This window comes from Ilyomonas limi (genome assembly GCF_005233845.1).
GTDB lineage: Bacteria > Bacteroidota > Bacteroidia > Chitinophagales > Chitinophagaceae > Ilyomonas > Ilyomonas limi.
Window position 1 is genome coordinate 208,432 of sequence record NZ_SZQL01000008.1, and the last position, 13,946, is coordinate 222,377.

General features: G+C 42.4%; 9 protein-coding genes. 6 read left to right on the plus strand and 3 right to left on the minus strand.

The features are described from left to right. Positions 1-110 precede the first annotated feature (110 nt). A complete protein-coding gene (locus FC093_RS11900) occupies positions 111-671 on the minus strand; it encodes a thioredoxin family protein (RefSeq protein ID WP_137262006.1) in 561 nt (186 codons plus the stop codon). Beyond that, entirely contained in the window at positions 668-1,282 is a 615-nt protein-coding gene (locus FC093_RS24045) for a MerR family transcriptional regulator (protein ID WP_206106556.1), read from the minus strand. Before FC093_RS24045 ends, FC093_RS11900 begins: the two co-directional genes overlap by 4 nt. 143 nt (positions 1,283-1,425) lie before the next feature. Between FC093_RS24045 and FC093_RS11910 the strand changes: the two genes are divergently transcribed. The 5 genes from FC093_RS11910 to FC093_RS11930 all read left to right on the plus strand — a co-directional run bounded on the left by FC093_RS11910 (position 1,426) and on the right by FC093_RS11930 (position 10,061). Then, positions 1,426-2,403 (plus strand): NAD-dependent epimerase/dehydratase family protein, encoded by a 978-nt coding sequence (locus FC093_RS11910; RefSeq protein WP_137262007.1) that lies wholly within the window; start codon positions 1,426-1,428, stop codon positions 2,401-2,403. A 145-nt stretch (positions 2,404-2,548) separates the two neighbouring features. Beyond that, the gene (locus tag FC093_RS11915) at positions 2,549-3,928 is read left to right on the plus strand and encodes a response regulator (protein ID WP_137262008.1); all 1,380 of its coding nucleotides are present in this window, start codon (positions 2,549-2,551) and stop codon (positions 3,926-3,928) included. Between the two features lie 239 nt (positions 3,929-4,167). Beyond that, positions 4,168-5,025 carry a fumarylacetoacetate hydrolase family protein gene (locus FC093_RS11920; protein ID WP_137262009.1) on the plus strand — a complete coding sequence of 286 codons (858 nt, stop codon included), beginning with the start codon at positions 4,168-4,170 and terminating at the stop codon, positions 5,023-5,025. Between the two features lie 204 nt (positions 5,026-5,229). Beyond that, positions 5,230-6,498: an ABC transporter permease gene (locus FC093_RS11925; RefSeq protein WP_137262010.1), complete on the plus strand. Its 1,269-nt coding sequence runs from the start codon at positions 5,230-5,232 to the stop codon at positions 6,496-6,498. Positions 6,499-6,935: 437 nt separating this feature from the next. After that, positions 6,936-10,061 carry an ATP-binding protein gene (locus FC093_RS11930; RefSeq protein ID WP_137262011.1) on the plus strand — a complete coding sequence of 1,042 codons (3,126 nt, stop codon included), beginning with the start codon at positions 6,936-6,938 and terminating at the stop codon, positions 10,059-10,061. 332 nt (positions 10,062-10,393) lie between these two features. Here FC093_RS11930 and FC093_RS11935 read toward each other — a convergent pair whose 3' ends face one another. Further along, a complete protein-coding gene (locus tag FC093_RS11935) occupies positions 10,394-11,653 on the minus strand; it encodes a metal-dependent hydrolase family protein (protein ID WP_137262012.1) in 1,260 nt (419 codons plus the stop codon). A gap of 77 nt (positions 11,654-11,730) precedes the next feature. Here FC093_RS11935 and FC093_RS11940 point away from each other — a divergent pair, with 77 nt between their 5' ends. Further along, positions 11,731-13,923 (plus strand): penicillin acylase family protein, encoded by a 2,193-nt coding sequence (locus FC093_RS11940; RefSeq protein ID WP_240743273.1) that lies wholly within the window; start codon positions 11,731-11,733, stop codon positions 13,921-13,923. Positions 13,924-13,946 lie beyond the last annotated feature (23 nt).

A 13,946-nucleotide genomic window follows, 5' to 3' on the forward strand; every position in this document is an offset into this window, starting at 1 on the left:
GGATATTGTGAGTGGTCAGTTGTGAATTTGTGTGATTGTGAATAGTAAATTATCAATTTTGAATGGCTGTATTTTCAACTCAAAATAGTTTTTATTTTTCATAGCTCCCTTCAGGGCTGGGGCATTTGGGGCTTTATGCCGCTTACTATCTCACCCAACTCTTTATCTATTTGTCCGTACTGGCCGTATTCTACTACACGTCCCACTTCTTTGCCATCGTGCATTACGATAAAGGTAGGCACATTGATGATGTTGAATGCCGCACTCAGATTATCCAGCGTTTGCTTGTCGCGGTCAACACCAATGAGGGTAATGCTCGAATCGGGTAAGCCCGATTTATCTGCCAAACGATAAAAAACAGGCAACAGGTTATGCGTATCCTCACACCAGGTACCACCAAAAATAATTACATGAATTTTATCTTTATTTTCCTGAAAAGCCTGTACTGCCGATGCATCTGCCATGCCCAAAGCATAGTTGTCTTTAAACCATTTAAACGTAGTATCACTTTCCAGAACTTTGCGGCTCAGCAAACCTTTTAAGGTTATTTCATTATCACCTTGGATGGTTTCGTAAGGCATGTTTGTAGCGGTTGATGGCGTGATCTCACTTTGTGCTTTACCTGCAAATAATATAAAAACAGCACCTGTAACAACGAGTATTTTTTTCATTCGGATATAGCTCTTAATTCCAGTAAAAATTGTTTAAATTTATTCAATGCATCAAGCAATTGAACTGTATTTTGCAACTTCGTTTTGTTTTCTTTTAAGTATTGCTTGGCACCTGCCACCGTAAATTTTCGCCGGCGTATAAGATGATAAATCAATTCTAAATTCTTTACATCTTCCGGGCGGAAGAAACGGTCGCCACGTGCATTCTTCTTTGGCTGCAAAATATCAAATTCGTTTTCCCATTTACGCAACTGTGATAAGGTAACACCAAACCATTCCGCTACCGTACGCATGGGATAATATTGCTTTTTAAACAACACTTCATCATCCGGTACAGCAACAAGAATTGCTTCTTCATCCATGTCTTTAAAAGACTTGCGCCCGCGCCGTATGTTGGGCATCAGCAGTAGCTGTTCTATCTTTTCATCTTCTTTTTGCCGGGCGGTGGCAAAAGGATCAATAGTTGTTTGTTCGGCTATTTTTTCTTCATTATCGTCTTCATCATTCAACAGTTTTTCCTCCTTTTCGCGCATGGCAATTCCTTCAGCAGTTTGCTGTACAATTTCTTTATTCTTATCTCCTTTGTCAAACAAAAACAACTGCTGTTGCATTGCTGTAAAAATAAGGATTGTAACTTATGCGCAATCACTACGCTGTAAAGTTTGTTCATCCCTCTCCAAACTGTCGTTTACACAACATCTTACTGTATGTTTGCAGCATTTTGCAACCGGCATTGCATCATTTAATATACAACATGGTTTTTGTTACGGGCGCTACAGGATTGGTTGGTTCGCATCTGGTGCAGGCCTTGGTACAGCAAGGCAGGCAAGTGCGCGCATTGTACCGCTCGGCTATTCCTTCTTACGAAGGTGCCGATAAGGTAGAATGGATAAAAGGCGACATTCTCGACGTGATAGCATTAGAAGAAGCATTAGCGGGCGTAGAACAGGTATATCATTGTGCCGCAGTGGTTTCCTTTAACCCCAAAAAAATACATGAACTATACCAAACAAATATAGAAGGTACAGCCAATATAGTAAACGCATGTATTACTGCCGGTGTACAAAAGTTGTTGCATGTAAGCTCGGTTGCAGCGCTCGGACGCATAAATGAGGGAGTAGCTATAGATGAGAACATGCACTGGTCTCCAAAGACCAACAACAGCGAGTATGGCAAAAGTAAATACCTGGCAGAAATGGAAGTGTGGCGTGGCATTGGTGAAGGACTGAAAGCAGTAATTGTAAATCCAACTATCATACTGGGTGCAGGCGATTGGAATGGCGGCTCCTCGCAGATCTTTAAAACGGTATATGAGGAGTTTCCATGGTACACCGATGGCATAACCGGCTTTGTAGATGTAGTGGATGTGGTAAGCGCCATGCAGTTGTTGATGGAAAGCGAGGTATCGGCACAGCGTTATATTTTGAATGCGGTAAATATGTCTTTTAAAGAACTGTTTGTAATGATTGCACAATGTTTTGGCAAACGCCCGGTACATAAAAAAGTAACCCCTTTTATGGCAGGTGTTATCTGGCGCTGGGAGGCTATAAAATACAGGCTTACCGGCATCAGTCCACTCCTTACGAAGGAAACAGCAGCCAGCGCGCAGGCAAAAGTATTTTTTAAAAATGGGAAATTTTTACAGCAGTTCCCAAGCTTTAAATATACCCCAATTACTACAACAATTTACAATATATGTAACCAACTTAAAATGAAACACCAACTCATATAGCCTTTTATAGATATATGATCTAAGGTAAATTATAAGCCGCCTTTAATTGAATATTAATTGTATTTTCTCCTGCTTCGCATTTACTTGCATCCATTAATTTTTACCCATTAAAGCATCTTATTTTACATATAAAAACAAGAGCCTGATGTTGGTGGTAGCAATGATAATTGTTATCATTTTTATCGCCTTCAACATCATCAGAGTATGGCATGCCTTCGGAAGTGCGACTACCCTCAACGAAGCCTTTCCGTACATACGTAATGTTATTACTGTGTTTGTAGCAGGTGTATTGATTTTTATTGTACTGCTGGTTATTTATTACCGCATGGTGCTTACCAACATCTCTTTTCGCAGCGAAAGCGAAAGCCAGTTGCGTGCTGCAAAAATGGCTGCCGAAGATGCCAACCACTCCAAAACGCAATTTCTCTCTACCATGAGCAATGAGCTGCGCACGCCGCTTAATCATGTACTTAACTCGGCATCGCTGCTGCAGCAAACGCAACTCGACGATCAGCAAAAAAAGATGGTAAGTGTGGTGCACCGCGGCGCAGTTAGCCTGTTATCAGTAATTAACGACAGTCTTGACTTCTTCAAAATAGAATCGGGCAAGCTGACACTCGAAAACAATCCGTTGTCCTTAAAGGATTGTATAGAAGAGGTGCGCACATTATTGCTTGCAGACAGCCAGCATATAGCCATCAATTACCAGATAGCTCCGCAGGTGCCTGCATTAATTGTAAGTGATATTGTACGCCTGCGCCAGGTGCTGATAAACCTGCTGGGCAATGCAGTACAGTTTACCGATACGGGTATATTGCAGCTGGATGTAGAGTTGCTGAGTGAGCAAGCCAACAACCTGCAGTTGCAGTTTAAGATTGCAGACGCCGGCGATAAGGAGAATACGACATATACACCACCATCGCTGGACGAAGTGATGTACACTACACACTATACAGGACTAGGCTTATCTATAGCTGCACGCTTAGTGGCGCTGATGGGCGGTGCTGTTAAGATAGAAAGTACATCCGGCGGCAGCGTGTTTACTTTTACTATTCGCGCAGGCAAAATTATGGATACACAGGTACGTACAGTAACCGATACCAACGGTGATAAAGTAGATAAGGAATTAAGCAGAAGGATTCCATTACGCATACTCTCTGCCGATGACAACGAAATGAGTCAATTGATACTGTCCTCCATATTGAGGAAAATGGGCTATAAATGTGAAGCAGCTAAAAACGGTACGGAAGCCGTAGCTAAAGCAGTAGAAGAAAAATACGACCTTATTTTTATGGATATGTTTATGCCTGAAATGGATGGTATGGAAGCCACCAAACGTATCCGCGAGTTTTACCTGCAAAGCACCCGCCCGGTTATCATTGCGCTTACAGCCAATGCACTGGACGACGCGAGTAAGTTTAAGCAGGCAGGCATTAACAGTTTTATTGTAAAGCCTATCAAACCAAAAGATATAGAACAGGCTATTATTGAACATTGCAGCAATATGCCGCAAGTAGCAGAGTAATGAGGTTATTCGTTTAGAGTTTTGAGCAAAAGTATTATTCTAATTAATTTAATAATAGTTATCAGTTACAAAGCCACTCAGTTTTGAGTGGCTTTGTAGTGCCTTGTTATGCCTACGTCTTTATTAAATGGCATTGAAGCGGAAAAGCTAACATTTGAAATACCCTCCACAACACTATTCCTCCGCTCATACAGCTATCTTTGTAATCTTTCAAAAACCAACATAATTATTAACCATTTATGAAACTCATTCGTTTTGGCGAAGCGGGCAAAGAGAAGCCCGGCATACAAGTTACTGATGATAAAAGAATAGATGTGTCTGCATTTGGCGAAGATTATACAGAAGATTTCTTTACCAATAATGGCATAAACCGCCTGGCACAATGGCTCGAAATACACGGGCAGGAATGCCCTGTTGTAAGCAACGAAACGAGGTTGGGACCACCTTTGTTAAAACCATCCAAAATTGTTTGCATCGGGCTAAACTATACCGACCATGCTGCCGAAAGCAACATGCAGGTACCTGTAGAGCCAATTCTGTTTTTTAAATCCACTACAGCAATTGTGGGTCCCAACGATGATTTGATTATACCCAAAAACAGTACAAAAACTGACTGGGAAGTAGAGCTGGCTGTTGTAATAGGAAAACGGGCATCGTACGTTAAAGAAAGTGAAGCGGAAGACTACATTGCCGGTTATCTCCTGCACAACGATTACAGTGAACGCCACTTTCAACTGGAGCGCGTGGGACAATGGGTAAAAGGTAAAAGCTGCGACACCTTTGCGCCACTTGGCCCATGGCTGGCTACCAAAGACGAAATTAAAGATGTAAACAACTTACGGCTTTGGCTTACGGTAAATGGTAAGATGATGCAGGATGGCAACACCAGCAATCTTATTTTTAAAGTACCTATGCTTATTGCTTATATCAGCCAGTTTATGACGCTGTTGCCGGGCGACATCATCACTACAGGCACGCCTGCAGGTGTAGGTCTGGGCATGAAACCGCCTGTTTATCTTAAAGCCGGCGATGTTGTTGAATTGGGAATTGATGGGCTTGGCTCCTCCAAACAAGCAGCAAAGAATTATGAGGGATGAGGTATGAGCATTCTACGTGAATGGTGAGTTGTGAGTGAAAGGTAAAACGTGAGCAGTGAAAATTAGAGATGTGACTTAACACGTTACTTACAACTGCCCACTCACTATTCACAACTCGCAAACTCACAAAATCTGCCATTCATCATTTATTCAAATACCAACTGTTAGTTCTTTACCTACTTTTACGTATTACAATGCAGCAACATGGTATTGAAGGATTCATTTTTACAAGCCTATAAAACGGTTGCCAGCAACAAGCTGCGCACCGGCATTACTGTAGCCATTATAGCTTTTGGTATCATGGCGCTTATTGGCATTATTACTGCCATTGATGCCATGAACAGCAGCCTTAAAGACAACTTTGCTACTATGGGTGCCAATGGTTTTACTATTTCGTACAAAGAGCGCATCCGCTTTGGCAACAACAACGATAATGCAACCAAAGAAACCCGCGGCAAAAAGAAAAAGAAATCCAATCTTGATAAGCCTATTATATTATCTGAAGCAGAAAGATTTAAAAAGGATTATGATTTTCCGGCTATAGTAAGTATTGCCTTGAACGGCAGATGGAGCTATGAAGTGCATTATGGCGATAAAAAAACAAATCCCAATGTGCGTGTAAATGGCGGCGATGAAAACTATTTGCAGGTAAACGGTTACAGCATTGATGTGGGCAGGAATTTTACACCTGCAGATGTGCAAAGTGGTCGCAATGTATGCCTGTTGGGCAGCGATGTTGCCAATAAGCTTTTTGGCGAAAATCCGGTACGGGCAGTTGGCAAAACTATCCGCATTGGCACTGCGCCATTCCTGGTGTTGGGCGTGCTTAAACCCAAAGGCTCCAGTGCCCTGATGCGTGCAGATAATGTAATCCTTACTACCTACAACAGTATTAGAAAATTGGGCAACAACGCCGACTCTTACACTATTGGCATAGCTGCCAACAGCATACAACAGGTAGATGCTGCCATAGGATATGCTACGGCTCTCTTCAGAGGCATCCGCCATTTAACACCTACCGAAGACGAAAACTTTGTGGCAGAAAAAAGCGATAAACTGGCGCAAACGTTTATTGGTTTGCTCAGCAGCATCGTTGGCGCTTCCGGCTTAATCGGACTGATCACGCTAATAAGTGCTGCCATTGCCCTCATGAACATTATGCTTGTAGCTGTAAACGAGCGTACACGCGAGATAGGATTGATAAAAGCCATTGGTGGCAAAAAGAAAAATATACGTCAGCAGTTTTTATTTGAGTCAATCATCATCAGCGTGTCGGGCGCTATTTGCGGAATTATATTAGGTGTAATGGTGGGCAATATTTTCGCGCTGGTCTTAGATACCGGGTTTGTAGTGCCCTGGGGCTGGATTATTACGGGTATCGTTATTTGCGCCATATTTGGGTTGCTTGCAGGCTTGTGGCCAGCTATCAAGGCTTCCAAACTTAATCCTATTGTGGCTTTGCGGTATGAGTAGCAAAAATTGGCAATAGTTTTTGTTTTAAATCACCAGGATACCAAGGTTCATAAAGAGAGGGTAGAAATACTTATCCGTTATAAAATAATCGGTTGAGGTTGTTACCTACATTCACTGATACTACATAATTCATTTATCAATCCAAGAACTGTGATAAGCTGTTTGGAATACCTCACCGGGTTCATTCATTTCTTCTCTTGACCTGATTGATGAATTGAAGAAAATCATCTATTACCTTTTCCCTAGCTAAGCTACAAGTCTATCCAAAGCGCTGTGCAAATCTTTTTCTATTATGAATTCCGGTGCCACTTACTTACTGGCTTTTCAGCTCAAACTATTTTTAGATCTATTGTAATTTTTGTTGTGTACAAATAAATGTTTGAATGAAATTTGTATAATATCATCTTTTTACAAAGGCGATTTCATAGCAGGGCAAAATGAATCTACAAACAAAAGACAACAGCATACAACCAACATACACGTTTGTTAAGGGTGGCGGCGAAATGGGAAAATTGATTCGCACTGCCAACTTCTCAGATACAGTTTTAGGCAACCCCGAAACCTGGTCAGACAGTTTACGGTCTGCCGTAAACATTGCACTCAATTCAGGCTTCCCTATTGCCATTTATTGGGGCGAAGATTTTAATATTTTATACAACGACTCTTACAGCCCGATACTTGGTAATAAACATCCCTGGGCGTTGGGCAGGCCGGGATATGAAGCATGGGCAGAAATATGGGCAGATTTAGCAGAAGAATTCAAAAGCGTATTATACAATGGCGAGTCTATCCGCCGCCCCGATGCACTCCTGTTTATGCAGCGGTACGGCTACACCGAAGAGTGTTATTTCGATTATACCCTCTCTCCCATTATTGGACCGGATGGCAACATTGGCGGCGTTTTTAATGCCGTTATCGAAACTACTTACCGCGTTATCAACGAGCGGAGGGCAGGTATTATCCAGCAGTTGCTGCAACAGTTGAACACTGCTAAAACGGGGGAGCAAAGCCTGCAAAATTGCCTTGCAATATTAAAAGAGGCGAGCGAAGACATTCCGTTTTTTGCGCTCTATACCATATCGGAGCACGATGCCGCTAAAACGTTGCTGGCAGGCGTATCCGGCATTTCGGCACAGGATGCTGCAAAAGCTATGTTTTTGTATCATCAGGTTGCCCATTCCGGCATATCCACGTATATTCCTAACCTAGATGTGTATCTGCGCAACCCGGTGATGAGCGTATGGGGCGATGCCTGCCGTGAAGCTTTGGTAGCAACCATTACCAAGGGTGATACAAAAATTAATGGCTATATAGTAATGGGAGTGTCGCCACGCAAAAAGCTGGATAACGACTGTCAGCATTTTTTAGAATCGGTGGCGCTGCATGTAGGAACTATTTTGAATAACGGATACAGCTATGAGCACCGTAATGCACTGGAAAAAGAGCAACAGCTAAACGAGCAATTAGCTGCCGCCAACGAAGAGTTGAATGCCACTAATGAAGAACTGGCTGAATCGCAAATGAAACTGGCAAAGCTTAATAATGAGTTGGAAGAACGGGTATATCTCCGCACTAAAACATTGGCAGAAAGAGAATTGCAGCTGCAACTATTAAATGAAGAGTTAGGCGCCATTAACGAAGAACTGACTGCTACAGTGGAGGAACTGGCAACTTCCAATGATCAATTAGCCAATAGCCAGGATCGCTTGCTGCAAAGCCTGCAGGAGCTATCAGAAAAAGAAACCATTTTCCGCAACCTTATTGAACAGGCACCCGTAGCAATTGGTATGTTCAGCAGGCAGCAACTTATTATTACCGCGGCGAATGAAATTATGTTGTCGCTTTGGGGAAAAACAAAAGACATTATCGGCAAGCCACTGGCTGTTGCACTGCCAGAACTGGAAGGACAGCCTTTTTTGCAAATACTGGAGAATGTATTTACTACAGGCGATACTTTTTATGGTAATGAAGTAAAAGCACTTCTTAATCATCATGGTACTTTAAAAGAATCCTATTTCAATTTTGTATATCAAGCCATCAGAGAAAATAATACTATTACCGGCATTATTGCAGTAGCTACCGATGTTACGGAACAGGTTTTATCAAGGCAAAAAGTAGAAGAAAGTGAGTTTAATCTGCGCGGGCTGATTATGACGGCGCACTACTCGCTGATGATATTGCGTGGCAAAAACTGGATTGTAGAGATTGCCAACCAGTCGTTGGCAGATTTATGGGGCAAAACGATAGCAGAGATAACCGGGCGCCCGCTGATGGAGATATTGCCCGAACTGGAAGGACAACCATTTCCTATGCTACTCCGCAAAGTATATGATACCGGATTGGGTTATGGACAGGAAGAAGAAGTATTTTATCACAATTCACCACAAGGCTTGCAAAAAAAGTTTGTCAGCTTTTATTACGATCCGTTATTTGATACAAAAGGAAATGTAACGGGCATTATCGTAGCGGCAGAAGATATTACTACGCGTGTAGAAGAACGGATAGACAAAGAGCGCGCCCAGCAAATGCTGGATATGGCAATCGAATCTGCCGAGATGGGCACCTGGTTTATCAATGCCGAAACGCGCGAGTTTATTCCTTCGTCAAGAATGAAAGCCTTGTTTGGTTATCACCGCGATGAAAAAATGTCTTACAAGGCGGTTGTTGGCCAAATAAAAGAAGAATACCGCGAAGCCGTTATTACGGCAGTAGAAGCTACTATTAGCAAAGGCGAACGATTTGATCTGGAGTTTCCCATTACTACTATTCACGACCAAAAGTTGCGTTGGATGAAAGCTACCGGAAAACTATATAATGCCGAGCGGGGAAGACCAGCCAATTTTTCCGGAACCATATTAGACATTACCGAGCGCAAGCTGGATGATATTCGCAAGAACGATTTTATTGCGATGGTAAGTCATGAGCTAAAAACGCCGCTTACTTCCATTAAAGCGTATGTGCAAATGCTCACGATGCGGGCAAAGCACAGCGGCGATGCTTTTACTACCGACATTATCAACAAGGCGCATACACAGGTGAATAAAATGACGAATATGATTAACAGCTTCCTCAATGTATCGCGCCTGGAAGCAGGTAAAATACACCTTGAAAAAACCACTTTTAATATTGAAGAACTGGTAAAGAACATAGAAGATGAAATGTCTGTTAATACACACAGCCATACAATTTATTTTAAATCGTGCAAGCCGTTGATTGTACATGCTGATTATGAGAAAATAGGCCAGGTTATTACCAATCTGGTAAGCAATGCGATGAAGTATTCCAGCCCCGGCAAAAAGATTGAAATAGCCTGTGAGCAGATAGATGGGCTGGTGCAAATAAGTGTAAAGGATGAAGGTGTTGGCATCAAACCGCAGAATATAGACCGCCTGTTTGAACGATATTACCGGGTAGAAAACAAGAATACACCCATGGTATCCGGCTTTGGCATAGGCTTGTACTTGTGTGCCGAAATAGTACAGCGCCACAAGGGCCGCATCTGGGTGGAAAGTGAGTTAGGTAAAGGCTCTACTTTTTACTTCACTATTCCTTTAGTAGAATAATTATTCGCATTTGCTAAGCGCACAAAAAATATTGACTGATGTTCTTCTTTTGTATGTTACAAGCGGCAGTTTTACTATGGGCTTTTAGTAGCCACAGCGCCACAAGTGCCAACACGCACTTCAACACCGATGGTTCTCCTACAAGCAGGGCTTATTAATCTTCCAATTTATACAAACACTTACAGGATGTTGAATTCTGTAAGTGTTATCCGCGTTATTGCTCATCTTTGCTATACTTTGTTATAGTCATTAATTGTAATTATAAATCAGATAACTTTCCTGCCGTAACAGCGAAGTTTTTATTACCTTTTTAGCACTCTTTCCCACATTTTTTACTCTTTATAAATTATTCCAGCCTTCATTACAAATACTACATTTCTAACGGCATGAATATCTGTGGAAGGATCGCCACTTACCATAATAATGTCTGCCAGCATTCCCTTCTGAATACTGCCAATTTTATTACCATAGCCAAACACTGTTGCATTCACAGATGTAGCAGACCGCAATACGTCTAAAGGTTTCATCCCATATTCCACCATCAGCTCCATTTCGCGGGCATTATCGCCATGTGCAAATACACCTACATCGCCGCCCATGCATATCGTTACGCAGCTTTTTAATGCAGCCTGAAAGCCTTTCCTTTTTTCAGCAATCCGTGCCGGCTCCGGATCAATGCCCTTTCTCCAGCCTTTGTATTGAGCAATAGCTTCACTTACTGCCAATGTAGGACAAAACGCCACGCCCTTTTGTTTCATTAAAGTAAATATTGCTTCATCACCATCATCACCATGCTCTATGGTAGTAATGCCCGCCATAATTGCCCGGCGCATGCCTTCTTTGGTAGTAGCATGAGCGGCCGTTGTTCTGCCGCTGCTGTTGGCAATCTGCACTGCCATTGCTATTTCGTCGGTAGTAAAGGTTGGCATAGCGTTCCCGTCTATTCCCCAGCGATAATCAGCATATACTTTTACCACATCCGCACCTTTGCCTATTTGCGTGCGTACTTCGCTTTCCATCTCCTCTGCATTGCCTACCTCTGCTGCGCCCTGGGGCAAGTTAATATCTGCATTGTGCAGGTTAGGTCCGTAACTGCCTTTGGCAACAATGGCTCTTGTTGCCACTATCATTCTTGGCCCGGGCACTATACCTTTTTCTATTGCTTGTCTCAAGCCGGCATCGTCATACATAGCACCTTCGGTTCCCAGATCGCGTACGGTAGTAAAGCCGGCAAGCAACGTTGCTTGTGCATGCGTAACGGCTCTGGCAGTACGCTCGGCACGGCTTTCTGTTAGCACCTGATCATTCCACGCTACTTCATTGTATGGATGTAAAAACAAATGTGAATGCCCTTCTATTAGACCGGGTAACAGCGTAGTGCCTTTCATTTCTATAACTCTTGTATTTGCAGGCAATTTGAAATTCATTGCGCCTGCTCCTGCTATTGTATTTCCTTTTACCAATACTACCCAGCCCGTGTGCATTGTTTCGCCATCAAACACACGGTCAGGCTTTAAGAGATAAAAAGAATCTGTTTGCGCAAAAGAAAAAAGAGAACAAAATAGCAGGGCAAAAAGAAAGGATATTTTCATGTAGGAAAGATAGTAAGGATAAGAATATTACAGAATGCTTATTCCTTTTCTTAAAATGATTCTGTTACTTTGAAAGTATGATGAGAATGCTTATACAACTTTCATTACTTTTTATTCCATTGCTTTCCTTCTCCCAACAATTTTCGCATCAGGAAATTGAACGCTACAAAGCCGAAGCACAGCGTGTAACTATTATCCGTGACAACTGGTTTGTACCGCACATTTATGGTAAAACCGATGCAGATGCGGTGTTTGGACTGCTGTATGCGCAATGCGAGGAAAGCTTTCAAAAAGTAGAAGAAAATAACCTCGAAATGCTGGGCCGCTTATCGGAAGTGTATGGCGAAAGCCGATTGTACGACGATTTGGAAATGCGGCTGATTTATGATACTGCCGCAGCGAAAAGGGATTACAACAATAGTCCCTTATGGCTGAAAAAGTTATTAGATGCTGCTGCGGACGGAGTAAATTATTATCTATATAAACACCCCGAAGTAAAGCCAAAAGTGCTCACGCATTTTGAGCCGTGGTTTGCCCTATTGCGTACTAACGGCAGCATCTCCGCAACACAGGATGGCGGCATTTCGGTGAATGACATGAAAAACCTCTACCCTGCTAAAGACAGCAGTGTGGCTTTTAGAGAAAAAGAAAATCCATACATCAATAATGATCCGATGGGCTCCAATGGCTTTGCAGTAGCACCACAAAAAACCACTGCTAAAAATGCTATTTTATACATCAATCCGCACGTTACTTTCTATTACCGTTCGGAAATGCAAATGGCAAGCGACGAGGGGCTGAATGCGTATGGCGCGGTAACATGGGGAACCTTTTTTATCTTTCAAGGCTTCAATCAATATTGCGGCTGGATGCACACTTCGGGCGAAGCAGATGTTGCAGATTTATTTACTGAAAAAATAATAAAAAGAGGCGACTCATTATACACACAATATGATGATCAATTGCTGCCGGTTACTGCGAAAACAATTACCATTCGCTATAAAAAAGATGATGGTTTTGGAGAACAAACATTTACTACTTATCACACTATTCATGGACCGGTGATGGGCAGCCGTAATGGGCAATGGCTTAGCCTGCGTGAGAATAACCGTTCACTGCCAGCATTAGAGCAATCGTGGCTGCGCACCAAAGCCAAAGGTTTTGAGGAGTTTAAACAAGTAATGAACCTGCGCTCCAACACATCCGACAATACTGTATTTGCCGATTACAAAGGAAATATTGCTTACTGGCACGGCAATTTTGTTCCGCGCCGCAATACCAAATACGACTATAGTTTGCCGGTAGATGGCAGCACGTCGGCTACCGACTGGAAAGGCATATATGCACTTGATTCTATTGTGCATGTGTATAACCCGGCTACCGGTTTTATTCAAAACTGCAATTCTACACCATTTACGGTGTCGGGAGAGAGCAGTCCAAAGCCGGAAAATTATCCTGTCTACATGGCGCCGGATGGGGAGAATTACCGCGGCATTACCGCAGCGCGTTTATTAAGTAATGCCAATGATTTAACAGTAGAAAGTATGATTAAAAATATTGGCTATAATCATTATTTAGCCCTTTTTGATGATTTGCTTCCAGTGTTGCTGAATGATTATACCTCTTTAGCGTCAACCGATTCATTAAAGCAATCATTAGGCGAGGCCATTACCTTATTAACTAACTGGAATAAATCTGCTGCCGATACTTCCGTAGCGTCCACCATTGCTATCGAATTTGGCTATCGTTTTTTACAAAAAGTACCGCCCGTTACTAATCTTTACAATGCCACGCATTTGGTGGAACAATTAAGAGCCGCCATACAGCATACTACCGCACTGGAAAGGCTGCAACTACTATCAGAAACTTTAAAGGATTTATCTAACCGCTTTGGTACCTGGCGCACTGCCTGGGGCAATGTAAACCGTTATCAGCGTCCTGTCGATGGTGTGTTTGACGATGCTAAGCGGAGCATGGCGGTAGGCTTTGCAGCTTCTAATTTTGGTTCTATCCCTGCTTTTGCCACACGGCGTTTTCCTAATACGGTTAAGCGTTATGGATTTAATGGCAATTCCTTTATTGCCTGTGTGGAATTTGGGAAAAAGATAAAAGCAAAATCTGTTATTACCGGCGGACAATCATTCAATCCGCAATCGCCGCATTATCTTGATCAGGCAGAAATGTACATTAATGGCAATTTTAAAAATGTGTTGTTTTATAAAGAAGATGTGATGAAGCATGTAGAGAAAAGCTATCATCCGGGTGAGTAAATTGCAGACAAGAAACGATCAGA

Bases quoted from the DNA above. Each gene is read 5' to 3' on its own strand.
- FC093_RS11910 (WP_137262007.1), top strand. From the start codon at position 1,426: ATGGTTTTTGTTACGGGCGCTACAGGATTGGTTGGTTCGCATCTGGTG.
- FC093_RS11915 (WP_137262008.1), top strand. From the start codon at position 2,549: ATGTTGGTGGTAGCAATGATAATTGTTATCATTTTTATCGCCTTCAAC.
- FC093_RS24045 (WP_206106556.1), bottom strand. From the start codon at position 1,282: ATGCAACAGCAGTTGTTTTTGTTTGACAAAGGAGATAAGAATAAAGAA.
- FC093_RS11930 (WP_137262011.1), top strand. From the start codon at position 6,936: ATGAATCTACAAACAAAAGACAACAGCATACAACCAACATACACGTTT.
- FC093_RS11920 (WP_137262009.1), top strand. From the start codon at position 4,168: ATGAAACTCATTCGTTTTGGCGAAGCGGGCAAAGAGAAGCCCGGCATA.
- FC093_RS11940 (WP_240743273.1), top strand. From the start codon at position 11,731: ATGATGAGAATGCTTATACAACTTTCATTACTTTTTATTCCATTGCTT.
- FC093_RS11900 (WP_137262006.1), bottom strand. From the start codon at position 671: ATGAAAAAAATACTCGTTGTTACAGGTGCTGTTTTTATATTATTTGCA.
- FC093_RS11935 (WP_137262012.1), bottom strand. From the start codon at position 11,653: ATGAAAATATCCTTTCTTTTTGCCCTGCTATTTTGTTCTCTTTTTTCT.
- FC093_RS11925 (WP_137262010.1), top strand. From the start codon at position 5,230: ATGGTATTGAAGGATTCATTTTTACAAGCCTATAAAACGGTTGCCAGC.